16 protein-coding genes and 1 pseudogene are annotated in these 25,539 nt (G+C 62.4%); 6 read left to right on the top strand and 11 right to left on the bottom strand.

Annotation, left to right across the window (positions count from 1 at the left end):
• Positions 1–11: 11 nt before the first annotated feature.
• The 4 genes from xdhB to MKD49_RS02105 all read right to left on the bottom strand — a co-directional run bounded on the left by xdhB (position 12) and on the right by MKD49_RS02105 (position 7,290).
• Positions 12–2,381 carry a xanthine dehydrogenase molybdopterin binding subunit gene (gene xdhB, locus MKD49_RS02120; protein WP_252695324.1) on the bottom strand — a complete coding sequence of 790 codons (2,370 nt, stop codon included), beginning with the start codon at positions 2,379–2,381 and terminating at the stop codon, positions 12–14.
• A 31-nt stretch (positions 2,382–2,412) separates the two neighbouring features.
• Positions 2,413–3,897, bottom strand: a complete 1,485-nt coding sequence (gene xdhA, locus MKD49_RS02115; RefSeq protein ID WP_252695323.1) for a xanthine dehydrogenase small subunit — start codon at positions 3,895–3,897, stop codon at positions 2,413–2,415.
• Between the two features lie 326 nt (positions 3,898–4,223).
• Positions 4,224–5,525, bottom strand: a complete 1,302-nt coding sequence (locus tag MKD49_RS02110; RefSeq protein ID WP_039784743.1) for an NCS2 family permease — start codon at positions 5,523–5,525, stop codon at positions 4,224–4,226.
• Between the two features lie 847 nt (positions 5,526–6,372).
• Positions 6,373–7,290 (bottom strand): LysR family transcriptional regulator, encoded by a 918-nt coding sequence (locus MKD49_RS02105; RefSeq protein ID WP_252695322.1) that lies wholly within the window; start codon positions 7,288–7,290, stop codon positions 6,373–6,375.
• A 161-nt stretch (positions 7,291–7,451) separates the two neighbouring features.
• Here MKD49_RS02105 and gcl point away from each other — a divergent pair, with 161 nt between their 5' ends.
• The 4 genes from gcl (at position 7,452) to pyk (ending at position 12,577) form a co-directional block, all read left to right on the top strand.
• Complete coding sequence (gene gcl, locus MKD49_RS02100) at positions 7,452–9,227, top strand: glyoxylate carboligase (protein WP_252695321.1); 1,776 nt, start codon at positions 7,452–7,454, stop codon at positions 9,225–9,227.
• A gap of 17 nt (positions 9,228–9,244) precedes the next feature.
• Positions 9,245–10,033, top strand: coding sequence for a hydroxypyruvate isomerase (gene hyi, locus MKD49_RS02095; protein ID WP_252695320.1), 789 nt, complete (start codon positions 9,245–9,247; stop codon positions 10,031–10,033).
• A 42-nt stretch (positions 10,034–10,075) separates the two neighbouring features.
• Complete coding sequence (locus tag MKD49_RS02090) at positions 10,076–10,963, top strand: 2-hydroxy-3-oxopropionate reductase (protein ID WP_252695319.1); 888 nt, start codon at positions 10,076–10,078, stop codon at positions 10,961–10,963.
• Positions 10,964–11,158: 195 nt separating this feature from the next.
• Positions 11,159–12,577 carry a pyruvate kinase gene (pyk, locus tag MKD49_RS02085; RefSeq protein WP_252695318.1) on the top strand — a complete coding sequence of 473 codons (1,419 nt, stop codon included), beginning with the start codon at positions 11,159–11,161 and terminating at the stop codon, positions 12,575–12,577.
• Between the two features lie 79 nt (positions 12,578–12,656).
• Here the strand turns inward: pyk and MKD49_RS02080 are convergent, their stop codons facing one another.
• The 7 genes and pseudogenes from MKD49_RS02080 to MKD49_RS02050 form a co-directional block, all read right to left on the bottom strand.
• Positions 12,657–13,088, bottom strand: coding sequence for a DUF2846 domain-containing protein (locus tag MKD49_RS02080; RefSeq protein WP_252695317.1), 432 nt, complete (start codon positions 13,086–13,088; stop codon positions 12,657–12,659).
• A 43-nt stretch (positions 13,089–13,131) separates the two neighbouring features.
• On the bottom strand, positions 13,132–13,626 hold the full coding sequence (locus tag MKD49_RS02075; protein ID WP_252695316.1) for a hypothetical protein: 495 nt from the start codon (positions 13,624–13,626) through the stop codon (positions 13,132–13,134).
• 216 nt (positions 13,627–13,842) lie between these two features.
• A pseudogene (locus MKD49_RS02070) lies at positions 13,843–15,389 on the bottom strand (methyl-accepting chemotaxis protein).
• A 22-nt stretch (positions 15,390–15,411) separates the two neighbouring features.
• A complete protein-coding gene (locus MKD49_RS02065; protein WP_252695315.1) occupies positions 15,412–16,788 on the bottom strand; it encodes an 8-oxoguanine deaminase in 1,377 nt (458 codons plus the stop codon).
• A 666-nt stretch (positions 16,789–17,454) separates the two neighbouring features.
• Positions 17,455–19,218 (bottom strand): allantoate amidohydrolase, encoded by a 1,764-nt coding sequence (locus MKD49_RS02060; RefSeq protein WP_252695314.1) that lies wholly within the window; start codon positions 19,216–19,218, stop codon positions 17,455–17,457.
• Between the two features lie 255 nt (positions 19,219–19,473).
• Positions 19,474–20,868 (bottom strand): nucleobase:cation symporter-2 family protein, encoded by a 1,395-nt coding sequence (locus MKD49_RS02055; RefSeq protein WP_252695313.1) that lies wholly within the window; start codon positions 20,866–20,868, stop codon positions 19,474–19,476.
• A gap of 277 nt (positions 20,869–21,145) precedes the next feature.
• Entirely contained in the window at positions 21,146–22,090 is a 945-nt protein-coding gene (locus MKD49_RS02050) for a LysR substrate-binding domain-containing protein (protein WP_034332623.1), read from the bottom strand.
• A 506-nt stretch (positions 22,091–22,596) separates the two neighbouring features.
• Between MKD49_RS02050 and MKD49_RS02045 the strand changes: the two genes are divergently transcribed.
• The gene (locus MKD49_RS02045) at positions 22,597–23,838 is read left to right on the top strand and encodes a urate hydroxylase PuuD (RefSeq protein WP_252695312.1); all 1,242 of its coding nucleotides are present in this window, start codon (positions 22,597–22,599) and stop codon (positions 23,836–23,838) included.
• Positions 23,839–23,866: 28 nt separating this feature from the next.
• Positions 23,867–25,495 (top strand): histidine ammonia-lyase, encoded by a 1,629-nt coding sequence (hutH, locus tag MKD49_RS02040; protein WP_252695311.1) that lies wholly within the window; start codon positions 23,867–23,869, stop codon positions 25,493–25,495.
• Positions 25,496–25,539: the final 44 nt, after the last annotated feature.

Below are 25,539 nucleotides of genomic sequence, written 5' to 3'. Positions count from 1 at the left end.
TCCGCCGCGTATTACTGGGTCAGCGTGGCCGCGCGCACGGCATCGACCGCATCGAGGATGGCCTCACTGGTGGCCGGTGCGCGCAGCGGAGGATTGATGCGATGCGCGCCTATCGACGAGACCGCATCGCGGATCGCCAGGAACACCGAGAACGGCAGCAGCAGCGGCGGCTCACCGACCGCCTTGGAGCGGTGGATGGTGTCGGACACATTGCTGTTGGCATACAGTTCCGTGCGGAAGGCTTCCGGACAATCCGAGATGGCCGGGATCTTGTAGGTGGAAGGGGCATGCGTCATCAGCTTGCCGTCCTTGTTCCACCACAGTTCCTCGGTGGTCAGCCAGCCCATGCCCTGGATGAAACCGCCTTCGACCTGGCCGATGTCCAGCGCCGGGTTCAGGCTTTCGCCGGCGTCATACAGCAGGTCGGCCTGCAGCAGTTTCCATTCGCCGGTGAGGGTGTCGATGACCACTTCCGACACCGCCGCCGCATAGGCGAAATAGAAGAAGGGATGGCCGTGCATGCGCTTGGCATCCCAATGCACCTTCGGTGTGGAATAGAAACCGTCGGACCACAATTGCACCCGTTGCAGGTAAGCCTTCATCACCAGTTCGACGAAGGGCAGGGATTGTTCGCCCGCCAGCACCAGGCCATCGGCAAAGCGCACCGTCGCGGCCTCCACGCCAAAATGACGAGCGGCCACCTCGGCCAGCCGTGCGCGGATCTGCAGGGCGGCATCCTGCGCCGCCTTGCCGTTGAGGTCGCTGCCGGTGGAGGCGGCGGTGGCCGAGGTGTTGGCGATCTTGCTGGTATCGGTGGCGGTGCAGCGCACCTTCTCCAGCGGCACGCCCAAGGCGTTGGCCACTACCTGCGCGACCTTGGTGTTCAAGCCCTGGCCCATCTCGGTCCCACCGTGATTGACCAGCACCGAGCCATCGGTATAGACGTGCACCAGCGAGCCGGCTTGGTTCAGGTGCGGCACGTTGAAGGAAATGCCGAACTTCACCGGCGTGAGCGCCAGGCCTTTTTTCAACACCGTGCTGCCCGCATTGAACTCGGCCACGGCGCGGCGGCGTTCCTGGTAGCGGCTGCTGCGTTCGAGCTGATCAACCAGGCCGTGGATGACGTTGTCTTCCACTTTCTGGCCATAGTGGGTCACGTTGCGCGCCTCCGGTCCCTCGGCATCGCTGGGCCCGTAGAAATTGTTGCGACGGACCTCCAGCGGATCGCGTCCCAGATTGCGGGCGATGTCATCGAGGATGTATTCGATGGCCAGCGCGCCCTGTGGTCCGCCGAAGCCGCGGAAGGCGGTATTGGATTGCGTGTTGGTCTTGCCGCACATGGCGTGGATTTCCACGTCCGAGAGATAGTAGGCATTGTCGAAGTGGCAGACCGCGCGCGTGGCCACCGGGCCGGACAGGTCGGCCGAGAAACCGGCGCGCGAGATCATGTCGATCTTGGCCGCGACGATGCGCCCGTCATCGTCATATCCGATCTCGTAGTCATAGGCAAAACAGTGGCGCTTGCCGGTGACCATCATGTCGTCGTCACGGTCGGCACGCAGTTTCACCGGGCGCCGCAGCTTGGCCGCCGCCACCGCCGCTGCGCAAGCCCACAATGCCGACTGCGATTCCTTGCCGCCGAAGCCGCCGCCCATGCGCCGGCATTCCACCAGCACATCGTGCGAAGCCAGTTTCAGAACGGTGGCAATGTGGTGCTGCATCTCGCTCGGGTGCTGGGTCGAGCAATACACGTGCATGCCGCGTCCCTCCTTGGGGATGGCATAGGAGATCTGTCCTTCCAGATAGAACTGTTCCTGCCCGCCCACATCGAATTGCCCGCGCAGCTTGTGCGGTGCCAGTGCCAAGGCCACCGCCGGTTCGCCACGCGACAGATGCATCGGCGGCAGCACGTAGGATTGCGCCGCATGGGCATCACGCGGGGTCAGGATGGGCGGCAGTTCTTCGTAGTCGATCACGGCCAGGCGCGCCGCGCGGCGGGCCTGGTCATGGCTGTCGGCCACCACGATGAAGACCGGCTGGCCCACGTATTGCACCAGGCCATCGGCCAGTACCGGGTCGTCGTGGATGATGGCACCACATTCGTTCTCGCCCGGAATATCGGCAGCGGTGAAGACGGCACGCACACCGGGGGCAGCCTTGACCTTCTCCAGGTCGATGCCGCGCACCCGCGCATGGGCCTTTTGCGACAGGCCCAGCGCTGCATGCAGGGTGCCGTGCAGCTCGGCGATGTCATCGGTATAGGTGGCTTCGCCGGTCACGTGCAGGATCGCCGATTCATGCGGATGCGGCTTGCCCACGGTGGCCCAGTCCTTGGGCGGCTGCACCAGGGTGTTGAGGAATTGTTCGGTTTGCTTGTTCATGCGGTTCTCCTGCAGGTTCGGTCCAAGGACTTCACGCGGCGCTGACCGCGAAGGCGCGCACATCCTGGCGCGCCAGGGGCGCATCGGTGCGCGTTTCCAGCCAATAGCGATAGAGCAGGTTCTGCGCCGTGCGCAAGCGATAGGCGGCGCTGGCCCGCATGTCCGACAGCGGTGCGTAATCCTGCGCCAGGGCGGCCATGGCCGCCTGCACTTGCGCTTCGCTCCAGGCGCCGCCGTGCAGCAGCGCTTCGGCGTGGGCCGCGCGCTTGGGGGTGGCGGCCATGCCGCCGAAGGCGATGCGCGCCTCGGCGATGGTGTCGCCGTCCATGCGCAGCGCGAAGGCGGCGCAGACTGCAGAGATGTCCTGGTCGAAGCGCTTGGAAAGTTTATAAACCCGGAAGCGCAGGTCCTTGCGCGGCAGCGGGATGCGCACGGCCTGCACCACTTCATCGGGCTGCAGGGCCGACTTCTGGTAAGCCAGGTAGAAGTCTTCCAGCGGCATGACGCGCTGGCCACGTACGCTGGCCAGCACGATCTGCGCGCCCAGTGCGATCAGCCAGGGCATGGAGTCGCCGATGGGCGACCCGTTGGCGACGTTGCCGCCCAGCGTGCCGGCATTGCGCACGGGCAGGGAGGCGAAGCGCTGCCACAGTTCCGACAGCTCTTCCGGATAATGGCGCGCGGCTTCGGCGTAAGCCTCTTCCAGCGAGACGCCGCCGCCGATCTCCAGCATGCCGTCCTGCGCCTGCATGGCGCGCAGTTCTTCCACGCGGCCGATGTAGACGATATCGCCCAGCTCGCGCATCTGCTTGGTCACCCACAGGCCCACGTCGGTGGAGCCGGCCAGGATGCGGGCCTTGGGCAGGTCGGCGCGCAGCTGCACCAGCTGTGCCAGGGTGCGCGGGGCGTGGAAGGTCTGGCCGGCATGCGTGACGGCCAGCGGCGTGTCCTGATCGATGGCGCGCAGGGCAGTCTTGACGGCCTCGCGGTCGAACTCGACCTTGGGCAGTTCGCCCATGCGGCGCGCCGCATCGATGATGGGGCGATAGCCGGTGCAGCGGCACAGGTTGCCGGAGAGGGCGTCGTCGATCTCGCGCTTGTCGGGCGTGATGCCGTCCTTGTCATGCTTCAGGTACAGGCCCCACAACGACATCACGAAGCCCGGCGTGCAGAAGCCGCATTGCGAGCCATGGCATTCCACCATGGCCTGTTGCACCGGATGCAGGCAGCCGTCGGACTGCTTCAGGTCTTCCACGGTGAACAAGGCGCGGCCGTCCAGCGTCGGCAGGAATTGGATGCAGGCATTGACCGTCTTCAGTTCCAGCTGGTCATCGCGCAGTTCACCCACGACCACGGTGCAGGCCCCGCAATCGCCTTCGGCACAGCCTTCCTTGGTGCCGGTGCAATGCAGGTCCTCGCGCAGATGCTGCAGAACGGTGCGGGTCGTGGGTTGGCCTGCTACTTCGTGGGTCTGGCCGCGAAAGTAGAACTGTATGGGGCGGGTGGTCTCTGGCATTTGGCTTTACTCGAATTTGGATTGTCTACAAAACAGACTGCTTTATGGCGCGCTCCAGGGCGTATCGTGGGGCGTGCTTCTTGTTGTTGGATCTGCTTTCAGGCGGCACCTCCGCTTGGGGCGGTGGCCGGCCTGTGGTGTCTCCCGTGGCCAGATGGCATTCAAGAAACGTGCCGGGGTCGTCAAAAGAGGAAACGGATTGTCCGCACGCGATTGTTGCGGACGATTGTCGGGCTCCCTCTTGTCACGATCCCGAAGAGGCGGCCGGTTTGTCACCGGGCTGCCTCTTCGATTTTTCCTTTTGCTTCATGAGGCGTCGTGGCCGCTCATTCACCGCCGAGGTAGATGATCTTGAACAGGAAGATTGCGGCGATGATCCAGATTACCACTGATACATCCTTCATACGACCCGTCAGCAGCTTCAATCCGGCATAGCTGATGAAGCCCAGTGCCAGGCCATTGGCAATGGAGTAGGTGAAGGGCATCACCAATGCGGTGATCACGGCCGGTACGCATTCGGTGGTGTCTTCCCAGTCGATGTGCACCAGTTCGCGCAGCATCAGGCAGGCCACGAAGAACAGTGCCGGTGCCGTGGCGTAGGCGGGGACCACGCCGGCCAGCGGGGCGATGAACAGGCACAGCAGGAACAGCACGGCAATGGCGACCGCAGTCAGGCCGGTGCGGCCACCGGCCTGCACGCCGGCAGCGCTTTCGATATAGGCGGTGGTGGAGGAGGTGCCCAGCAGGGAGCCGGCGACAATGGCGGTGCTGTCGGCCATGAGGGCCTTGTTCAGGCGTTCCATCTTGCCGTCCTTCATCAGGCCGGCACGGGTGGCCACGCCCATCAGGGTGCCGGTAGCGTCAAACAGCTCGACCAGGAAGAACACCAGCACCACATTCAACAGGCCCATGGAAATGGCACCCTTGATGTCCAGCTGCAGGAAGGTCGGGGCGATCGAGGGCGGGGCGGCGAAGATGCCGGAGAAATGGTTGCCGCCAAAGACGAAGGACAGCACCGTCACCAGCAGGATGCCGATCAGCAGTGCGCCACGCACCTTCAATCGGTCCAGCGCCACGATGACCAGGAAGCCGATGATGGCCATCACCGGGGCCGGCTGGTGCAGGTCGCCGAGGGTGACGAAGGTGGCTGGGTTGGCAGCGACGATGCCGGCGCTCTTCAGGGAAATGATCGCCAGGAACAGTCCGATGCCGGCCGGGATGGCCGTGCGCAAGGACTGCGGGATGCTCTTGATGATCAGCTCACGTACCCGCAGTACGCTCACCAGCAAAAACAGGCAGCCCGAAATCAGCACCGCGCCCAGCGCAGCCTGCCACGGGAAACCCATGCCCTTGACCACGGCATAGGCAAAGTAGGCATTCAAGCCCATGCCAGGGGCCAGGCCAATCGGATAGTTGGCATACAGGCCCATGATCAGCGTGCCCACCGCCGCCGCCACACAGGTGGCCACAAACACCGAGTCCTTGGGCATGCCGGCATCGCCCAAAATGCTGGGGTTGACGAAGATGATGTAAGCCATCGTCAAAAAGGTGGTCAGGCCGGCCAGCAACTCCGTGCGGACGGTGGTGCCGTTCTCTTCCAGGCGGAAGAACTTGTTCAAGGCGTTCATTGTGGGTTGTCTCCGTTTGGTCCGTTTTTATGCGCCGGAAAACTTGCCTGGCATTGGCGCTGTGCATGCGCTTGTGCATGCGTCAGGGCCGGGGGCAGGCAAAAAATGGGCGGTGCTGGTGGGGGTGCTTTTCGCATTGTTTTGGCAGCGTTGCTAATGTCGTTGAATTTCATCTGAGGGATGTAAGGGATGGCACATAGCCATTATTAACCTGGAGTTATAAGTGGGATCTTCGGCGGAAATCAGCGCTGGCGCTGGAGATTGTTGCTGCGCATTGGTGACACGGAGGTATGGAATCTTGTGTTTCGCAGGCGAGATTTTGCCAGTTTTATCCGGGTGGGGCTTTTGGGGGCTTGTTTTGTTGTTTCGTGGAAATTATTTACTTGCTTGCTTGTTTGCTTGCTTGCTTGAGTAGTCTGCACGGAATGCTTTCCTGCGCTCTAGCTTAATTCTTGTCTCTCTCCGGTCGGGAGAACGCGCCGGGAGCGGCCCGGCAGCCGCTCACTTTTCTTGTCTCGCCAAGAAAAGTAAGCAAAAGAAGGCGACCCCAAAGAGCCAGCCCTCCTGCGGAGGGTCCCCGCCGCAGCAGAGCGAAAAGTGGGAAGGATAGAGTCGCTTCGCTCCCACTATCCTTCTGATCCACTTTTCGCTCCGCTGCGGCGGCTGGCTCTATGGGGACGGCACCCCCACGGGCTCGCCTGCGGCATCGCCCTTTCTCGCTCGCCTTCGGCCTCGCTAGTACTCGCCTGCGGCTTCGTCGGCTTTGGTTTTTCACCTTGTTTCATCGACGCCCGTTCGTACTGAGTAGGCCCTTCAGGGCCGTACCGAAGGCGCACCATCCCCTGTTTCACACATTCCGCGCCCGATTCCAGTAATCCTGTTGCCCGTAAACGTCCTTCAAATAATCAATGAAGAAACGCGTCTTCGCCGGCAAATGCCGCTGCTGCGGATACACCGCCATGATGTCGTAATGCGGCAAAGCATACTCATCCAACACCGTCACCAACTCCCCCGACGCCAACTGCGCCTGGATCTCCCACGTCGACCGCCACGCCAGCCCCAATCCCTCACTGGCCCAACGATGCAGCAATTCCCCATCGTTGCAATCAAGATTACCCTGTACCTTGGCAATCACCGGCTTGCCGTTCTGCTGGAAATACCATCCGCGCTGCTGCCCACCCTGCAAATTGAACGCCAGGCAGTTGTGCTGCGCCAGATCATCCAGCGTGCGCGGAACACCATGACGATGCAAATACTCCGGCGCCGCACACACCACCCGCCGGTTGCTCGCCAACCGCACCGCCACAAAGCTCGGTTCAATCGCGCCGCCAATGCGGATGCCCAGGTCATACCCCTCACGCACCAGATCGACCACACGATCCGTCAGATTGAATGAAATCTGTACCTCCGGATGCGCCGCCAAAAACGCCGGCGCATGCGGTGCCACATGCAGCCGCCCATACGCCGCCGGGGTCGAGACCACCAGGTGGCCTGTGGCCTTGTGGCGCCCCTCGGCAATGCTCTTCTCGGCCGTGTCCATCTGCTCCAACAACTTGCGGCAATGATCCAGGAACACGCTGCCCTGCTCCGTCAACGTCAAATGCCGCGTCGTGCGATGCATGAGCTTGGTGCCCAAACGCTTCTCCAACGCATCAATGCGCCGCCCCATCATCACCGGCGTCACCTTGTCTTCCAGTGCCGCCGCCGCCAGGCTGCCCTTGTCCACCACCAGCACGAATGCTTCGATCTGCTTGAGTTTGTCCATCAATCCCTCCCGGCCTGAGTGTAATTCAATACTTTTTGGATGTTTCCATACTTTTACTCAGTAATCAGTGGACTCGGATGATACTTATCATCCGGATTTGTAATGACTAGCATGGCCTCCAGCGATCACACATCCACCAACGGACATCCTGGAGAACGAGCATGGCAAAGATGAGAGCAGTCGACGCGGCAGTGCACGTATTGGTCAAGGAAGGCTGCCTGCAAGCCTTCGGCGTGCCCGGCGCCGCCATCAATCCCTTCTACTCGGCATTGAAGAAACACGGCGGCATCAGCCATATCCTCGCCCGCCACGTCGAAGGCGCCTCCCACATGGCCGAAGGCTATACCCGCGCCAAGGCCGGCAACATCGGGCTTTGCATCGGCACCTCGGGTCCGGCCGGGACCGACATGATCACCGGGCTCTATTCGGCCCAGGCCGATTCCATCCCCATCCTCTGCGTCACCGGCCAGGCGCCCCGCGCCCGGCTCTACAAGGAAGACTTCCAGGCCGTCGACATCGAATCCATCGCCAAGCCCGTCACCAAATGGGCCGTCACCGTGCGCGAACCAGCCCTGGTGCCGCGCGTTTTCCAGCAAGCCTTCCACCTGATGCGCTCCGGCCGCCCCGGCCCGGTCCTGATCGACCTGCCCTTCGATGTGCAGATGGCCGAGATCGATTTCGATCCCGATACCTACGCGCCGCTCCCGGTCTATCGTCCCGCCGCCACCCGCGCCCAGATCGAGAAGGCTTTCGACATGCTCAACGCGGCACAGCGCCCGCTGCTCACCATCGGCGGCGGCGTGGTCAACGCCGATGCGGCCGCACTGGCGGTGGAGTTCGCCGAGCTCACCGGCATCCCCGTGATCCCGACCCTCATGGCCTGGGGTGCGATCGCCGATGATCACCCGCAGATGGCCGGCATGGTCGGCCTGCAAACCAGCCACCGCTATGGCAACGCGACCCTGCTGGCCTCGGACTTCGTGCTCGGCATCGGCAACCGCTGGGCCAATCGCCATACCGGTTCCATCGATGTCTTCACCAAGGGCCGTACCTTCGTCCACGTCGATATCGAACCGACCCAGATCGGCCGCGTCTTCGGTCCGGATTACGGCATCGTCAGCGATGCCGGTGCCGCGCTGAAACTCTTCGTCGAAGTGGCCAAAGAGTGGAAGACCGCCGGCCGCCTGCCCGACCGTTCTGCCTGGCTGGCCGAATGCCAGCAGCGCAAGAAGTCGCTGCAACGGCGCACCCACTTCAATGACACGCCCGTCAAGCCGCAACGCGTATATGAGGAAATGAACCGCGCCTTCGGCCGCGAGACCTGCTATGTGGCCACCATCGGGCTCTCGCAGATCGCCGCCGCGCAATTCCTGCACGTCTATCATGATCGTCACTGGATCAATTGCGGCCAGGCCGGGCCGCTGGGCTGGACCATTCCCGCTGCACTGGGTGTGGTGGCGGCCGATCCGCAGAAGAAGGTGGTGGCCATCTCGGGCGACTATGACTTCCAGTTCATGATCGAGGAACTGGCCGTGGGCGCGCAGTTCAAGCTGCCTTACCTGCACGTGCTGGTCAACAACTCCTACCTCGGCCTGATCCGCCAGGCGCAGCGCGGTTTCGAAATGGATTACTGCGTGCAGCTGGCCTTCGAGAACATCAACGCCCCCGAACTGAACGGCTATGGCGTGGACCACGTGGCCGTGGTCGAGGGCCTGGGCTGCAAGGCCATCCGCGTCACCGATCCCAATGCCATCCAGGATGCCTTCGCCCAGGCCCGGCGCTGGATGGCCGAATACCGCGTACCAGTGGTGGTGGAAATCATCCTCGAACGTGTCACCAACATCGCCATGGGCACCGAGATCGATGCCATCAATGAATTCGAACCCCTGGCCGAGCGCGCCGATGATGCGCCCACTGCCATCAGCCTGCTCGACTGAAAACCAAGGAGACTCGCATGACCAAACTCGCCGCCAATCTCACCATGCTGTTTACTGAACAGCCTTTCCTGGAACGCTTCCAGGCCGCATCGCAGGCCGGCTTTCGTGCAGTGGAATTCCTCTTCCCCTACGCCTTCGCGTCGGAACAGATCGCCGATCAATTACGCACGCATCGACTGCAACTCGTGCTGCACAACCTCCCGGCCGGCAACTGGGACGCCGGTGAACGCGGCATCGCCTGCCATCCCGATCGCGTGGCGGAGTTTCGTGCCGGGGTCGATGAGGCGATCCGCTATGCCCGCGCGCTGGAGGTGCCGCAGCTCAATTGCCTGGTCGGCATCCTGCCGCCGGGCGTCTCGCGCGAAGCGGCGCGCGAGGTGCTGGTCGGCAATTTGAAATACGCGGCCACGCGCCTGAAGGAGCAGGGCATCCGTCTGCTGATCGAGCCGATCAATCACTTCGACATTCCCGGCTTCTTCCTCAACACCACGCGCCAGGCGGTGGAGCTGATCCTGGCCACGGGCTCGGACAATCTCTTCGTGCAATACGACATCTATCACATGCAGCGCATGGAGGGCGAACTGGCCAACACGCTCAAGGCCAACCTCTCCCTGATCGGCCACGTGCAACTGGCCGACAACCCCGGACGCGGCGAACCCGGTAGCGGCGAAATCAATTACCGCTACCTGTTCAAGTGGCTGGAGGAGATCGGCTATCGCGGCTGGATCGGCTGCGAATACAAACCGCAGGCCGGGACCGTTGCAGGACTGGGCTGGATCACGCAACACGGATTGCAGACAGCCTGAACACATGACAGCAGGATTTCATCTTTCTTGAGGAGACACAGCATGGCAAAAGTTGGATTCATCGGCCTGGGCATCATGGGCGCACCCATGGCGGACAACCTGCAGAAGGGCGGCCACAAGCTCTACCTGCACGACCAGAAAAATCCCCCGGCGCCCTTGCTGGAGAGCGGTGCCACCGTCTGCACGTCGGGTGCGGAAGTGGCGCGGCGCGCTGACATCGTCATCGTCATGGTGCCGGATACGCCCCATGTGCAGGCCGTTCTCTTTGGCGAGAAGGGCGTGGCCGAAGGCCTGTCGCCGGGCAAGATCGTGGTCGACATGAGCTCCATCTCGCCCATCGCCACCAAGGAGTTCGCGCAGAAGATCAATGCGCTCGGCTGCCAGTACCTGGACGCACCGGTCTCGGGCGGTGAAGTGGGCGCCAAGGCGGCCTCGCTCACCATCATGGTCGGAGGTTCGGAATCGGCCTTCAACGACGTCAAGCCGCTGTTCGAACTGATGGGCAAGAACATCACCCTGGTCGGTGGCAACGGCGATGGCCAGACCACCAAGGTCGCCAACCAGATCATCGTGGCCCTGAACATCCAGGCCGTGGCCGAGGCCTTGCTCTTCGCTTCCAAGGCCGGAGCCGATCCGGCACGGGTGCGGCAGGCGCTCATGGGGGGATTTGCCTCCTCGCGCATCCTTGAAGTGCACGGCGAGCGCATGGTCAAACGGACTTTCGCGCCGGGCTTCCGCATCGAGCTGCACCAGAAGGATTTGAACCTGGCCCTGCAAGGCGCCAAGGCACTGGGCATCAGCTTGCCCAATACTGCCGCGACCCAGGAGCTGATGAACGCCTGCGCGGCCAATGGGCTGGCGGGGATGGATCACTCGGCGCTGTGCCGGGCGGTGGAGATCCTGTCCAATCACGAGATCGCCAAGGCCTGAGCGAATGATGATGTCAATGTGAAGTGAGACTGCGCGTATTTCGCCTCGGCTTCACTTCACATCCCGTTCGGACTGAGTAGCCGCGCATGCGGCGTATCGAAGGCGCACAGACGACTGCGCGCCTTCGATACGATCCTGCGGATCTACTCAGTCCGAACGGTTTTTTTTGTATCCAACCAGAACAAGAGGATTTCCATGCGCCGACTACGCCAGGCCAAAATCGTCGCCACCCTCGGTCCCTCCAGCGCCACGCCGGAGATGATCCGCGCGCTCTTCGACGCCGGGGCTGACGTATTTCGTTTCAACTTCAGCCACGGCAGCCACGCCGATCATCACGCGCGTTACCAGATCGTGCGCCAGGTGGAGCGCGAAGTCGGCCGCCCCATCGGCGTGCTGGCCGACCTGCAGGGACCCAAGCTGCGCATCGGCCAGTTTGACGGGGGCAGGGCAGTGCTGCAGGCCGGACAGGCGTTCACGCTCGATCGTGATGCCTCCCCCGGCGACCAGCACCGCGTCTGCCTGCCCCATCCAGAATTGTTCGAGGCCATTCAAGCAGGACAAAGCCTGCTCATTGATGACGGCAAGCTGCGCCTGCAGGTAGAAGCCAGCGATGGTCATGCCATTCGCACGCGCGTGGTCAATGGCGGCGAGGTCTCCGACCGCAAGGGCGTCAATGTGCCCGACGCGGTCTTGCCGATTCCGGCGCTCACCGCCAAGGATCGCCGTGATCTGGACTTCGCGCTGGAGATGGGGGCGGACTGGATCGCGCTGTCCTTCGTGCAGCGCCCCGAGGATGTGCTGGAGGCGCGGGCTTTGGTAGCGGGCCGCGCGGCCATCCTCTCCAAGCTGGAGAAACCGGCCGCGCTGGAGCGGCTCGACGAGATCGTGGCGGTGTCGGACGCCATCATGGTGGCACGCGGCGACCTCGGCGTGGAGCTGCCGCCGGAGTGCGTGCCGGGCACGCAGAAGCGCATCCTGCGCGCCTGCCGCCAGCAGGGCAAGCCCATCGTGATCGCCACCCAGATGCTGGAGTCGATGATTGCCGCGCCGGTACCCACGCGCGCCGAAGTCTCGGATGTGGCCAGTGCCATCTATGATGGATCGGATGCGGTGATGCTGTCGGCCGAGTCGGCCAATGGCAGCTATCCCTTGCAGGCGGTCACGATGATGGACCGGGTGATTGCTGAGGTGGAGAAGGATCCGTTGTATCGCACCCTGATGCAGGCGCAATACGCCACCCCCGAACGCAACCGGCCCGACGCCATCTGCGCGGCGCTGCGCGACGTCACCGGCATCCTCGGGGCCAGCGCCACCGTGACCTATACCAGCTCGGGGCATACCAGCCTGCGCGCGGCGCGTGAACGTCCCGCTGCGCCCATCCTCTGCATCACGCCGCAACTGGCCACGGCGCGGCGGCTGGCGCTGGTGTGGGGCGTGCATTCCACCATCAGCGAAGCCGTGCATGACGAGCGCCAGATGGTCAGCGCGGCCTGCCAGGCGGCGGTGCGCGAAGGGTTTGCGCGCCAGGGAGACCAGATCGCGATCACCGCGGGCATGCCCTTCGGGCAGCCGGGCAGTACCAATCTGTTGCGGGTGGCGGAGGTGTGGGGGTAGGGGGCCGACACAATGAAAACGACCCCTTGCGACGTTCTGGAGGAGGACGTCACAAGGGGCCGTGCTTCATCATGGCGGCTTACTTTGATTCAGCCAGCTTGCTTTCCTTGACGCCGGCCTGTCCTTCTTCTTCATCGACCAGGTGCAACTTGTTGCGCGCCATCAGGATACCCATCTTCACTTCCTGCCAGATATAGGTCAGTACGCCCGGCTTGGCATCGATCTCCAGCGTTTCGGTATTTTCGGCGGTGGAGGTGATGACGTGCTTGCCAGGCGTCAGCTCCTTGTAGAGATAAGTGTGTGCAGCCGTGCGGCCCAGGGGCGCGCCATCCACCGCGACATCCATGCGCACGGCCGCGCCCATGGTTTCATTGCGATAGATGTAGACGGCACTCTTGTTCTTGTCGATCTTGAATTCCTTGAGTTGTGCATCCTTGGCCGGATCGGCCATGGGTACGGCGCAACCGGACAGCGCTGAGACCAGCGCGAGACTGAACAGCATGGCTTTCATTGGTTTTCCCCTTGGGTTGTGACGGCGATGTCTTTCTTGCTTCTTATTTCTGTAAGGCGCCTGCTTTGGCGGAGCCATTCGTCTCGATCTTCTTGTCGATCACGGTATGCGTTTGTTCTTCCTCGATCCATACCGCGGAATAATCTTCGCCCAGTTCCCCCTTGACCACGTAGACCTTGCCGGCTTCCGGCGTGAACTGGACCTTGCCCTCAACGCGATAGACAGGATTGGTCAAGGCCAGGATGGGCGCGGCATATTGCGTCTCGCCGCGAATGCCCAAGGTGGTGGGTTGGATCGGGAAGTCGTGGCTGATCAGGTAGACACGCATGAACAAAAACTTGCCCTGGTTCTCCGCACGCGTACGCATGGGGGAAGTGAGGACTGACTCGCCATCAACGGTATCGATGTAGAAGATATCGGCTTTTTGGGACGAGTGGCGCTTGGTCGAATCCTTGATGGTCGCCTTGGGCCCCTGATAGTTTTCCGGCAGCGTCTGCTTGAGACTTGCGCAGCCTGTCAATGCGATGGCCGTGGCCAAAGCCAATCCAGTCAATCTCATTTTTCCCCTGACATCTGTGTTGTTGAATGTCTTATTTTTCTACTTCTTCATTTTTCGCCACTGCCCTGCGCTCTCGGCGCAGCTCAGCAATGACGGGAGAAATAATAATCCATCTTGCAAGAGTTGTCAGGGCACCGCTTGCACCTGCGCCGGTTGCAGAGGATCGTGGCGAACCGGCGTTGCGCTCCCCGAGCCTCACGCCTCAAGCCTGAACACTTCCACCGCCTCCCGCAACTGTCCGGCCTGATGGCGCATGGCCTGGGCCGCTGCGGCTGCTTCTTCCACCAGCGCCGCATTCTGTTGGGTCGATTCGTCCATGAGGGTGATGGCACGGTGGATCTCTTCGATGCCACTGCTCTGTTCCCGGCTGGCGGCGCTGATTTCCGTAATGATGGCGTTGACCCGCTGCACGCTCTGCACCACGTCATGCATGGTGCTGCCGGCCTGCTGTACCAGCGTGGCGCCGCTGTCGATGCGGCCCACCGAATCGTTGATCAGCTCCTTGATTTCACGGGCGGCGGTGGCACTGCGTTGTGCCAGTGACCGCACTTCGGAGGCCACCACCGCGAAGCCGCGTCCCTGTTCGCCTGCGCGCGCTGCCTCCACGGCCGCATTCAGGGCCAGGATGTTGGTCTGGAAGGCAATCCCATCAATGACGCTGATGATGTCCACGATCTGGCGCGAGGAGGCATTGATGTCGGCCATCGTCCTGACCACCTGCTCCACCACTGCGCCGCCCTGTACCGCTATGTGCGAAGCATTTCCGGCCAGCTCGGTGGCCTGGCGGGCATTGTCGGCGTTCTGCCTGACGGTGGAGGTCAGTTCTTCCATGGCGGCCGCAGTCTCTTCGATGGAGCCTGCCTGCTGCTCGGTACGCGCCGACAGGTCCAGGTTGCCGCTGGCGATTCTTCAGCAGCATGATGGATGGTGTCGGTGCCAAGGCGCACGCGGCTGACGATGTTGCGCAGGTTGTCGTTCATCAGTTTCAAGGCCATCATCAGTTCGCCTGTCTCGTCCCGTGACCTCACCTCGACCCGCGCCGACAAGTCGCCTTGCGCCACCCGCCGCGCCACGTCCACCGCATTGACCAGCGGCCGCGCAATGCTGCGCGAGACCAGCCATGCCACGCCCGCCGCCAGCAGCAGGGCAGCCAGCGCCAGGCCGTTGATGATGTTGCGGGCGCTGGCGGAGTCCTGGGTGGCGGCCTCGCCGGCTGCATCCATCAGGCCGCCCTGGTAGTCGAACATGGCATCGAGCGCGATGAAGTACTTGATCTGTACCGGCATGAATTGCTGCGGCAGGTATTGTTTGGCCTCGTCCACCTGGCCCGCCAGTGCCAGGGCCAGGAGCTTGTCGCGCGCCGGTACGTAGGCCTGGCGCGCGGTCATGGCAGCGTCGACGTAGCGCTTGTCTTCTTCGGACCGCGCTACCTCCTTGAGCCTGGCCAGCGACTCGTTCATCTTGCGGTCCGCTGCGGTGGCGTCGGCGACCAGGGCCTTGATGCGTTGCGGATCATCAGTGAGCAGGATGTCGCGGATGTCGAGCGCGATCTTGTTGACCTGGATCTGTACCGTGTTGGCCATCACTGTCTTGGGGTAGCGGTCCTTGACGATCAGGCCGATCCCATCGGCCAGTCGCCCCAGTTGAAGATTGCCCAGTACCGCAATGGCCAGCAACAGCACCATGACGGCACCGAAACCCAGCGCCAGTCGCGCCCCTATTTTCATGTCTGCAATACGCATGCTGCTTTTCCCTTTGCCCATGTCAGCGCGCCGCTTCGGCGAGCTGGTACGCGAGATGATTGTGCCGCTCCAGCACCGCCCCCAGGTCAATGGTGGTGAGCTGTCCCTCGCGCACGATCACGCGGCCGTTGATGATGCTGGTGTTCACGTTGGCGGGGGTGCAGAAAACGAGTGCGGCCACCGGATCATGCAGTGCGCCGGCAAAGGCGATCTGGCGCGTGTCGAACATCACGATGTCGGCGGACATGCCGGGCTTGAGCGCGCCGATGTCGTCGCGATTCAATACCTTGGCGCCGCCCAGGGTGGCCACTTCCAGCGCCTGGCGTGCGGTCATGGCGTCGGGGCCGAAGCCGACACGCTGCAGCAGCATGGCCTGGCGGACTTCGCCCAGCATGTGGGCACTGTCATTGGACGCACTGCCGTCCACGCCCAGGCCGACCGGTACGCCCGCGTCCAGCATCTTGCGGATGGGCGCAATGCCGGAGGCCAGCCGCATGTTGGAACAGGGACAGTGCGCCACGCCCGTGCCGGTGCGGGCAAACAGGTCGATGCCATGCTCGTCGAGCTGCACGCAGTGGGCGTGCCAGACGTCATGGCCGACCCAGCCGCAGTCTTCGGCATATTCCGCCGGCGTCATGTTGAATTTCTCGCGGCTGTAGGCGATGTCGTTGACGTTCTCGGCCAGGTGCGTGTGCAGCGATACGCCATAGTGACGCGCCAGGTCGGCGGCCTCGCGCATCAGGTCGCGTGAGACCGAGAAGGGGGAGCAAGGGGCGACGACGATGCGCTGCATGGCGTGGCGCTGGCTGTCGTGGTAAGTCTCGATGAGGCGTTGTGTGTCCTTGAGGATGGCGGGCTCTTCTTCCACCACACGGTCCGGCGGCAATCCGCCCTTGGACTGGCCGACGCTCATCGCACCCCGCGCTCCGTGGAATCGCATGCCGATCTGGGTAGCAGCCTCCAGGCTGTCGTCCAGGCGGGTCTGGTTGGGGTAGATGTAGAGGTGGTCGCTGCTGGTAGTACAGCCCGACAGGATCAACTCGGCCATGGCCGTCAGCGTCGATACCCGGATCATCTCGGGCGTCAGGCCCGCCCAGATCGGATACAGATTGGTCAGCCAGTTGAACAGCTCGCCATTCTGCGCGCTGGGGATCGCACGCGTCAGGCTCTGGTACATGTGGTGGTGCGTGTTGATCAGGCCCGGGATGACCACGTGATTACTGGCATCGATGATCTCGTCCGCCTCTTGCGGAAGATCCTCCGTCTTGCCAACCTGCTCGATGACCTTGCCCCTGATGTAAAGCGCACCATCGGCGATCTCTTCACGGCCCTCGTTCATCGTGACCAGGACGCGCGCGTTCCTGATCAACAGCGTTTTGCCTGTTGCTTGCTCTTGCATGATGTTGGACTCCTTCTTGGCTTCCTTGTTGATGTGTTTGACTTGCGGGTCGGCGCAGGTGACAGGGGGGAGTCCCTTTCTTGCCCTATTAACGACTGCGACGGGTGGGGTTGTTGGGAGGGTTTAGGTCCGTTTAATGCTGGTTTTGTTTTGCGTTAAGGTTTGCTTAATGCTGGTGTTTCGCTGTTTTTGCTGGTTTTGTGTTTTGTGTTTTGTGTTTTGTGTTTTGGGTAGTCTGCACGGATCGCTTTCCTGCGCTCTAGCTTAATTACTTTCTCTCTCCGGTCGGAAGAACGCGCCGGGAGCGGCCCGGCAGCCGCTCACTTTTCTTGTCTCGCCAAGAAAAGTAAGCAAAAGAAGGCGACCCCAAAGAGCCAGCCCTCCTCCGGAGGGTCCCCGCCGCAGCGAAGCGAAAAGTGGGAAGGATAGAGTCGCTTCGCTCCGGCTATCCTTCTGATCCACTTTTCGCTCCGCTGCGGCGGCTGGCTCTATGGGGCCAACACCAACTCGGGCTCGCCTGCGGCTTCGCCCTTGTCTTGCTCGCCTGCGGCTTCGGTCTTACTCGCCTGCGGCTTCGTCCGGACCGCTGCTGCAAATTCCCGTTCGCACTGAGTAGCGGCACAGCCGCGTATCGAAGACGCGCAGAACACTAAATCATATAAATCATTAACGCTTCGCCTCAAAACTGCGCAGGAAATCCAGCAAAATCTGCCCCGATACCTCCGCATCATCCGCCGTCATCGTCTCCAGCGGATTGTGGCTGATGCCTCCATTGCCACATCGCGTAAACAACATGCAGACATCCGTCAGCTTTGCTATCGCCATCGCATCATGCCCGGCTCCGGAAGCCAACGCGAACGGCGTCACCCCGGCACGCTCCGTGGCAGCACGCAACTGATCCATCAACCACGGCGCACACGGCGCAGCCGCTGCGCTCAAGGTCTCCTCCAGCTTGAAATCGATACTGCGGCGGCCACAGATCTCCTCGATCTTGCCCAGGATGTCCTTCACCGCCGCCATACGCACCTCATCCACCGCCGCACGTATGTCCAGCGACAACTGGCACGCACCCGGAATCACATTCGTCGACCCGCGCGGTACCTGCAACTGGCCTACCGTGCCCACCAGCGCCGCATGCTTGTCCTGCGAACAACGCTGTTCCACATAGAGGATGATCTCGGCCGCCGCTGCCGCCGCATCCTTGCGCATGTCCATCGGCGTGGTGCCGGCATGGCTGGCCACTCCCTTCAACTCCACCAGATAGCGCGAACTTCCCGCAATCGAGGTGACAATGCCCACCGGCAAATCACGATTGAGCAATACCGGTCCCTGCTCGATGTGTACCTCCACATAGCCCAGGATGTCGGCCGGATCGCGCGCAATCTGCGGGATGGCCGCGACATCATGGCCCGCCTGGGAGATCACCTCGCGCATGCTGATGCCATCCTTGTCCTGCAGGTCCAGCAGCTTCATGTCGAAATGGCCGGTCACCGCATTGCTGCCCAGGAAGGTGCTCTTGAAACGTACGCCTTCTTCTTCCGAAAATCCAATCACCTCGAAATGGAAAGGCAAGGTCTCGCCACGTTCATGCAAATGCTTCACCACCGCAATGGGCAGCAAGATTCCCTCGCGCCCATCGTACTTGCCGCCATTGCGCACCGTGTCGTAGTGCGAACCGGTCAACAAAGTCCTGGCCTGCGGATCGGTGGAAAGATAGCGCCCCACCACGTTGCCCACCGCATCGATATGCACATGCATGCCCGCCTCGCGCATCCACTGCGCAATCTGCTGGGCAGTACGCTGGTGCGTCTCGGTGAGATAAGTGCAGGTGAGGGCGCCTTCGTCTTCCGACAGGGCGCCGATTTCTTCCGCCCACTGCATCACCGTGGCCCCCATCGCCGGGCGATAGCCCAGCAGGTCGTTGATGCGCATCTCGGCAATGCGGCCGATCTGGCGCAGGGCTTCACGCACTTCGTCTTCCGGCTGGTTGCGCAGGCGGCGGGCAAAGGTGGCGATGATCTGCTGGCGCGTCAGGCCCGCACCAGTGGGGCCCTTCACCGCCAGGATGAAGGGAAAACCGAATTTCGCGTTGTAGTCGGCATTGAGCTGTTGTAGCCGGGCAAATTCTTCCGGGCTGCACAGGTTCAGTCCGGCCTTGGCCTGCTCACCCGTGGACTCGGCCGTCAGCTCGCCGGCAATCGCGGCGCGGCCGGCCAGTTCGGGGTGGGCGCGGATCAGGCCCAACTGCTCGGCTCGGCTGGCGTCGGTCACGACCTTGTGCAAGGCCAGCTTGAAGGCGGTGAGATTGCGGAACGGACGCTGCAGCGCCGCCCGCTCGGGAATCCAGGGAGAGTGCTCGTAAATGCCGTGCAAGGCGGCGATGAAGGCCGAAGTCTCGGCTGCGTTCAGGTGTTCCAGTGTCGTCGTCATGTGCTGGCCGGTCGGCTCGCCGCCGGCTCCCTCGCTGTGTTCATGGGTGATGCCGCAAAGCCGACGCCGACATTCCTCATGAAAATCAGGATTGTCGGCACCGATTGTTGTCTGCGGCTGTCGTCTCACGGTCTGCGCCAAAGCCCGCCCGGTGCGGTCTGCAGCGCAGATGAGACTTTAAAACATCTTGGCCCGGATGGCATCAACGGTTTCATCTGGGCCGTATGCGCAGCGGCATATCTCGCCGCACCCGCTTCAGTGATCCGAACTCTGCGCCGCCGCCACCGCATAGCGGGCCACGTCCTCTTCACTGCCCGGGCCATTGAAGAACAGGTTCAATCCGACCGCCATGGCCGAGGCCAGCAGGATGCCGCTGTGGAAAATGGTGCCCAGCAGATGCGGCATCTTGTCGAAGAAGGTCGGCGCAACGATGGGGATCATGCCCACGCCAATGCTGATGGCGACGATGAAGAGATTGTTGCGGTTGCCGTGGAAATCGACCTTGGACAGGATCTTGATGCCGGTCGCCGCCACCATCCCGAACATCACGATGCCGGCACCGCCCAGCACGAATTGCGGAATCGACGCGGCCACGTGCGCCATCTTGGGGAACAGGCCAAACGCAATCAGGATCACCCCGGCCGCCACGCAGACGAAACGGCTGCGAATGCCGGTCACGCCCACCAGCCCGACGTTCTGCGAGAAGGAGGTGTAAGGGAAGGTGTTGAAGAGACCGCCGATCACCGTGCCCAGGCCATCCACGCGCAAGCCGCTGGCCAGCGTGCGGTCGTCGATGCGGCGGCCGACGATGTCGCCCAGGGCCATGAACATGCCGGTCGATTCGATCATCGTCACGATCATCACCAGGCACATGCTGATGATGGAGGCAATGTCGAATTGCGGCAGCCCATAGTGAAAGGGCTGGATGAAGGCGAACCAGTCCGCCGCATCCAGCCCGTCAAAGCTGATCTTGCCCAAGGCAAAGGCAATCACGAAACCGACCACCATGCCCATCAACACCGATATGTTGGAGATGAACCCCCGCGTGTACTTGGTGATGAGCAGGATCGACACCAGTACTACCGCCGCAATCGAGAGCGACAGCGGGGAGCCATAGTCGGGATTGGGGACCTTCACGAACACCCCGTCGACCAGCTTGCCGATCACCGGCTGTCCACCTGCGGCCCAGTTGATGCCCACGCCCATGAGCGAGACGCCGATCACCGTGATGACAGTGCCGGTGACCACCGGCGGAAAGTAGCGCATGAGCTTGCTCATGTAGGGCGAGGCGAGGATGCAGAATACGCCCGAAGCAATCACCGCCCCGTAGATATGCAGGATGTTCAGCTGCGGATTGTTGGCCATGGCCACCATCGGCCCCACGGCGGCAAAGGTCACGCCCATCATGACGGGCATGCGGATGCCGAATTTCCAGAGACCGGCACTCTGGATGATGGTCACCAGCCCGCAGCAGAACAGGTCGGCACTGATGAGGTAGGCGATCTCGGACTTGGGCAGGTTGAGCGCACCACCGATGATGAGCGGCACGGCAATCGCACCGGCATACATTACCAGCACGTGCTGCATGCCGAGGGCAAAGAGCTTGAATACGGGTAGGCGTTCATCCACCGGATGGCGAGTGGCTTGCATGGGATTGTCTCCTGGTATTTTTTATCGATGGAACCTGGCATGTGACCGCGCCACCGTGATCATTCTGAGAGGGTGGCGTGCCTTGCCGCTTGAAGGTGGTTCCGGCCCAGTACCTTGCTCCGCGTCTTGGTGGGGCTTGTGTGCGGATGCCGGTCTGATGCTGGCGATACTAATGCAATCCGGGGAGTGCGATATATAAGCCCCGGCATACCGGCTGGCGCGCCGCCGATATATGCCGGAATGCCCGTTTCCTTTGCCGGAGCGGCCCGGCACCGCTTCAGGCGCGGCCCTGCGCCATCATCTTGGCCGCCGCGCTGACCTGGGCGCGCAGCCATTTGTGCTCGGTGGCCTGGTGCACCCGCTCGTGCCACAGCTGGTAAAAACGCAGCGGCGGGAACTTGATGGGTACCGTATAGCTTTTCAGGCCCAGGAGTTTTTCGTAGAAGCTGGCGAACTGCTGGCCAGCCGTCAGCACCAGGTCGGTCTGCGCCACCATGTAGGGCAGCATGCGGAAGTGCGCCGATTCCACCACCACATTGCGATGCAGGTTCTGCTTTTCGAGGAAGGTATCGATGGTGCCGTGATAGCCGGGCAGGATCTGCGAGGGCGCGGCGTGCGGCAGCGAGAGATAGTCCTCGATGCTCATGGCGTCGCGCGCGGTGCGCTTGGCGTAGGCACAGTCGGCGCGCATCAGGCAGACGATGGGGTCGTCAAACAGCTTTGACAGGTGCAAATGCGCAGGCGGCTCGTCCCAGTTGGCAATCACCAGGTCCAGTTCCCCGTCCGAGAGCAGGCGCACGTAATCGGTATCCGGACCCAGCGCATGGATGACGATGCGGCTGCGCGGCGACTCGCGCCGCAGGCGGGCGATCACTTCGGTGAAGAAGGGCGTGTTCATGTAATCGGGCGCGGCGATGTGGAAGGTGCGCTCTTCCTCCTGCGGTACGAAAGCAGTCTTGGGCACGAACAGGCGCTCGGTCTCGTCGAGGATGCGCTTGGCGGGTTTCAAGAGGCTCTCGCCATGCTGGGTCGGCACCATGCCGCGCGCACCGCGTACCAGCAGCGGGTCTCCGGTCAGCTCGCGCAGCTTGCGCAGCGAGGCTGAAATCGAGGGCTGCGGCTGGTTCAGTTTCAGGGCGACCCGCGATACGTTCTTCTCGCAGAGCAGGAGATAGAGGATGCGGATGAGGTGGATGTCGAGATGGTCAGGCAGCCTGGACATGGGAATGTCTCCGGGGTCTTGTGGTGCGGGGCAGGTGACGGTTTTTCGTTCACTCTGGGGCGGCTGCATCGGGGCAGGCGCATTATCGTTGTCGTGTGCCGGGCCGGCTCGGGCGGCGGCCTGGCGTGATGCGAGCGCAAGCGTCCCACATCCAGGGGGCATTTTTGTATATCGTCATTCGTATGTCAAATATACGTTGATGACCATGTTTTGCGTGACCCTCACGTTTATCTTTCCTGCAACCGTCCCGCATCAGCAGGATGGCCAAAAAAACAGATGGCATCAGCCATCGGGTCGTAGCGGCAGCACGACGGGAGACCAGCCAGGGCGCCATCAAGGCGCCTGCGCTTCCCGGCGCGCGGGAAGCCTTCACTCCACTCATCCAGTTGCAGCCTTGGTACACGCAGGGCGGTGGGAAGGCTTCCATGGCGGCCCATTCCTGAGGCAATGCCTCGCCTGTCCGGAGTAGGTCGCGGTGGCGGACAGCAATCCTGCGTGGGGAAGACATGGAAGCACTCCTGGTTTCATATGGCATCGACTGGGCCAACCTGCTGGTCCGCTGGCTGCACCTGATCACGGGCATCGCCTGGATCGGTGCCTCGTTCTATTTCGTCTGGCTGGACAACTCCATCCGCCCGCCCAAGCCGGGCAGCGACCTGGAGAAGAAGGGCGTCTCCGGCGAGCTGTGGGCCGTGCACGGCGGCGGTTTCTACAATCCGCAAAAGTATCTCGTCGCGCCGGCCGAGCTGCCGGAAGAACTCCACTGGTTCAAGTGGGAAGCCTATGCCACCTGGATCACCGGTGTGGCCATGCTCTTCATCGTCTATTACTTCAACGCCTCGGCCATGATGGTCGACAAGTCCGTAGCCAACCTCACCGGGCCGGAAGCCGTCGGTGTGGGCATCGGTACCCTGGTGCTGGGCTGGATCGTCTACGACCTGCTGTGCAAGTCGCCGCTGGGCAAGCGCGAAGGGCTGCTGGGGCTGGTGATGTTCGTCTTCATCGTGGCGGTGGCCTATCTGCTCACGCACCTGCTGTCGGGCCGCGCGGCGTATATCCACGTGGGCGCGATGATCGGCACCATCATGGTGGGCAATGTGCTCATGGTCATCATCCCCGGCCAGCGCAAGCTGGTGGAGGCGATGAAGGCCGGCCGCTCGCCCGACCCCATCCACGGCCGCAAGGGCAAGCAGCGCAGCGTGCACAACAACTACTTCACGCTGCCCATTCTCTTCATCATGATCAGCAACCACTACGCGATGACCTACACGCATGCCCATAGCTGGCTGGTGCTGGCGGCGATCATGGCGGCCGGTGTGCTGATTCGTCACTTCTTCAATTTGCGGCACAAGGGCAAGGTGTCGGTGGGCTATCCCATCGCCGGAGTAGTCCTGTTGCTGGCGGTGGCCGTGGCGATTGCCCCGCGTCCCGTGGCACCTGCTGCGCCTGCTGCCTCCGCAGGTGAGGGCGCAGCGCCGGTGGCCGCTGCCGCACCGGACTTTGCACGCATCCAGGCCATCGTCACCCAGCGTTGCGCCAGCTGCCATTCGGACAAGCCGACCCAGGCCGGCTTCGCCACCGCACCAGCCGGGATGATGCTGCAAACGCCCGAGCTGATTCATCAGCACGCGGCCAAGGTCTTCCAGCGCGCCGTCCAGACCAAGGACATGCCGCTGGCCAACATGACCCAGATGACCGATGCGGAACGCGCCGAGCTGGCCGCATGGTTCCAGGCTGGGGCCAAGTAATCGCACCCGATTCCATCAGAGATCACTCATGCAAACCATTACCATCGACGGATTCAACCTCACCGCCGCGCAAGTTGTCAGCGTGGCTCGTGCGCCTCGCCTGAAAGTGGCGCTGGCCGCTTCTTCGCGTGCCGCCCTCAAGCAAAGCCGCGATTACATCGAATCTACCTGGATGCACGACGAAGCGCCCATGATGTACAGCTTCAATACCGGTGTCGGTTTGCTCAAGGACACGCGCATCAAGGTCGAGCATATCGAGCTGTTCCAGACCCAGCTGATCCGTGCGCACAGCGCGGGCATCGGCGAACCCTTCTCCGAAGAGGTCAGCCGCGCCACCATGCTGTTGCGCGCCAATGCGTTCGCTTCGAATTATTCCGCGCCACGCGTGGAAGTGTTGGATCGCCTGCTGGCCTTCATCAATGCCGGCATCCATCCGATCATGCCGCAGAAGGGATCGGTCGGTGCCTCCGGCGATCTGGCGCCACTGGCTTACCTGGCGGCGGCCATTGCCGGGTTTGATGAAGCCGAAGTGATGTATCAGGGCCAGCGCATGCGTGCTACGCAAGCCATCGAGCAGGCCGGGATAGGTTCGGTCAAATTTGATCTTAAGGCCAAGGATGCCTCGGCCCTCATCAATGGCTGCACCGCCTCGCTGGCGGTCGCCATCCTCGCCGCGCACGATGCGCGCCATCTGCTGACCGATGCCTGCCTGTCACTGGGGCTGACGCTGGAAGCGATGCGGGCCGAAATGGCCGCCTTCGATCCGCGTATCCAGCAGGCGCGTCCGCATGCGGGGCAGATCAAGACGGCTGAAGTCATTCGCAACTTGTTGAAGGGATCCACGCGTACTACACATGAAGCGCGTGCAATACAACTGTCCGATGAATTGCGCCGTACCGATATTCCCTACACCGCGCGCATTCAGGATGTGTATTCGCTGCGCTGCGCACCGCAAGTGTATGGCCCGGTATTCGATGCACTTGACTACATCGATACCATCATCGAGAAGGAAACCAACTCCGCCACCGACAATCCCCTGATCTTCAACAAGGAAGTCGGCGAAGGTTTCGAAATCATTTCCGGTGGCAACTTCCACGGCCAGTATCTGGCGCAGGCGATGGACTTGCTGGCCATGGCCATCACCGATCTGGGCAGCATCTGCGAACGCCGCATTGCGCGTCTGATCGATCCGACCTTGTCGTGGGGACTGCCGCGCAACCTGATGAGCGGCGTGCGCGGCGTCAACACCGGCTATCCGGTGGTGCAGTGTTCCATGAGTTCGCTGGTGATGGAAAACCGTACCCTGTGCATGCCCGGCAGCGTCGACAGCATCCCCTCCAAGGGCAACAGCGAGGATCACATCTCCAACTCGACCTGGTGCGCCCGCAAGGCGATGACGGTGGTGCAGAACACGCAATACATCGTCGGCGTGGAAATGCTGCTGGCGGCGCAGGCGCTGACCATGACCGAGGACTTGCTCAAGGACTTCAAGCTGGGGCAGGGTACGCAGGCGGCCTATGAGGAGATCCGCCGCCAGATTCCTGCGTGTCTGGAGGGCGATCGCTGGTTCCATGATGACGTGCGCGCTGCGCATGACTTCGTGGTCAGCGGATCGGTGCGGGAGGCAGTGATCGGTGCAATCGGGAGTTTCGTCTGATCCCGCACTGGCTTGCATGAAAAAGGCCGTCCGGTGCAATGCCG

Source organism: Herbaspirillum sp. WGmk3 (genome assembly GCF_023952535.1).
Classification (GTDB): Bacteria; Pseudomonadota; Gammaproteobacteria; order Burkholderiales; family Burkholderiaceae_D; genus Herbaspirillum; species Herbaspirillum huttiense.
Note: the sequence above shows the minus strand (reverse complement) of the source record. Positions and strands in the feature narration are given on the sequence as shown.

Coding starts and splice junctions, on each gene's coding strand:
- xdhB (WP_252695324.1), bottom strand. CDS start 2,381: ATGAACAAGCAAACCGAACAATTCCTCAACACCCTGGTGCAGCCGCCC.
- xdhA (WP_252695323.1), bottom strand. CDS start 3,897: ATGCCAGAGACCACCCGCCCCATACAGTTCTACTTTCGCGGCCAGACC.
- MKD49_RS02110 (WP_039784743.1), bottom strand. CDS start 5,525: ATGAACGCCTTGAACAAGTTCTTCCGCCTGGAAGAGAACGGCACCACC.
- MKD49_RS02105 (WP_252695322.1), bottom strand. CDS start 7,290: ATGGACAAACTCAAGCAGATCGAAGCATTCGTGCTGGTGGTGGACAAG.
- gcl (WP_252695321.1), top strand. CDS start 7,452: ATGGCAAAGATGAGAGCAGTCGACGCGGCAGTGCACGTATTGGTCAAG.
- hyi (WP_252695320.1), top strand. CDS start 9,245: ATGACCAAACTCGCCGCCAATCTCACCATGCTGTTTACTGAACAGCCT.
- MKD49_RS02090 (WP_252695319.1), top strand. CDS start 10,076: ATGGCAAAAGTTGGATTCATCGGCCTGGGCATCATGGGCGCACCCATG.
- pyk (WP_252695318.1), top strand. CDS start 11,159: ATGCGCCGACTACGCCAGGCCAAAATCGTCGCCACCCTCGGTCCCTCC.
- MKD49_RS02080 (WP_252695317.1), bottom strand. CDS start 13,088: ATGAAAGCCATGCTGTTCAGTCTCGCGCTGGTCTCAGCGCTGTCCGGT.
- MKD49_RS02065 (WP_252695315.1), bottom strand. CDS start 16,788: ATGCAAGAGCAAGCAACAGGCAAAACGCTGTTGATCAGGAACGCGCGC.
- MKD49_RS02060 (WP_252695314.1), bottom strand. CDS start 19,218: ATGACGACGACACTGGAACACCTGAACGCAGCCGAGACTTCGGCCTTC.
- MKD49_RS02055 (WP_252695313.1), bottom strand. CDS start 20,868: ATGCAAGCCACTCGCCATCCGGTGGATGAACGCCTACCCGTATTCAAG.
- MKD49_RS02050 (WP_034332623.1), bottom strand. CDS start 22,090: ATGTCCAGGCTGCCTGACCATCTCGACATCCACCTCATCCGCATCCTC.
- MKD49_RS02045 (WP_252695312.1), top strand. CDS start 22,597: ATGGAAGCACTCCTGGTTTCATATGGCATCGACTGGGCCAACCTGCTG.
- hutH (WP_252695311.1), top strand. CDS start 23,867: ATGCAAACCATTACCATCGACGGATTCAACCTCACCGCCGCGCAAGTT.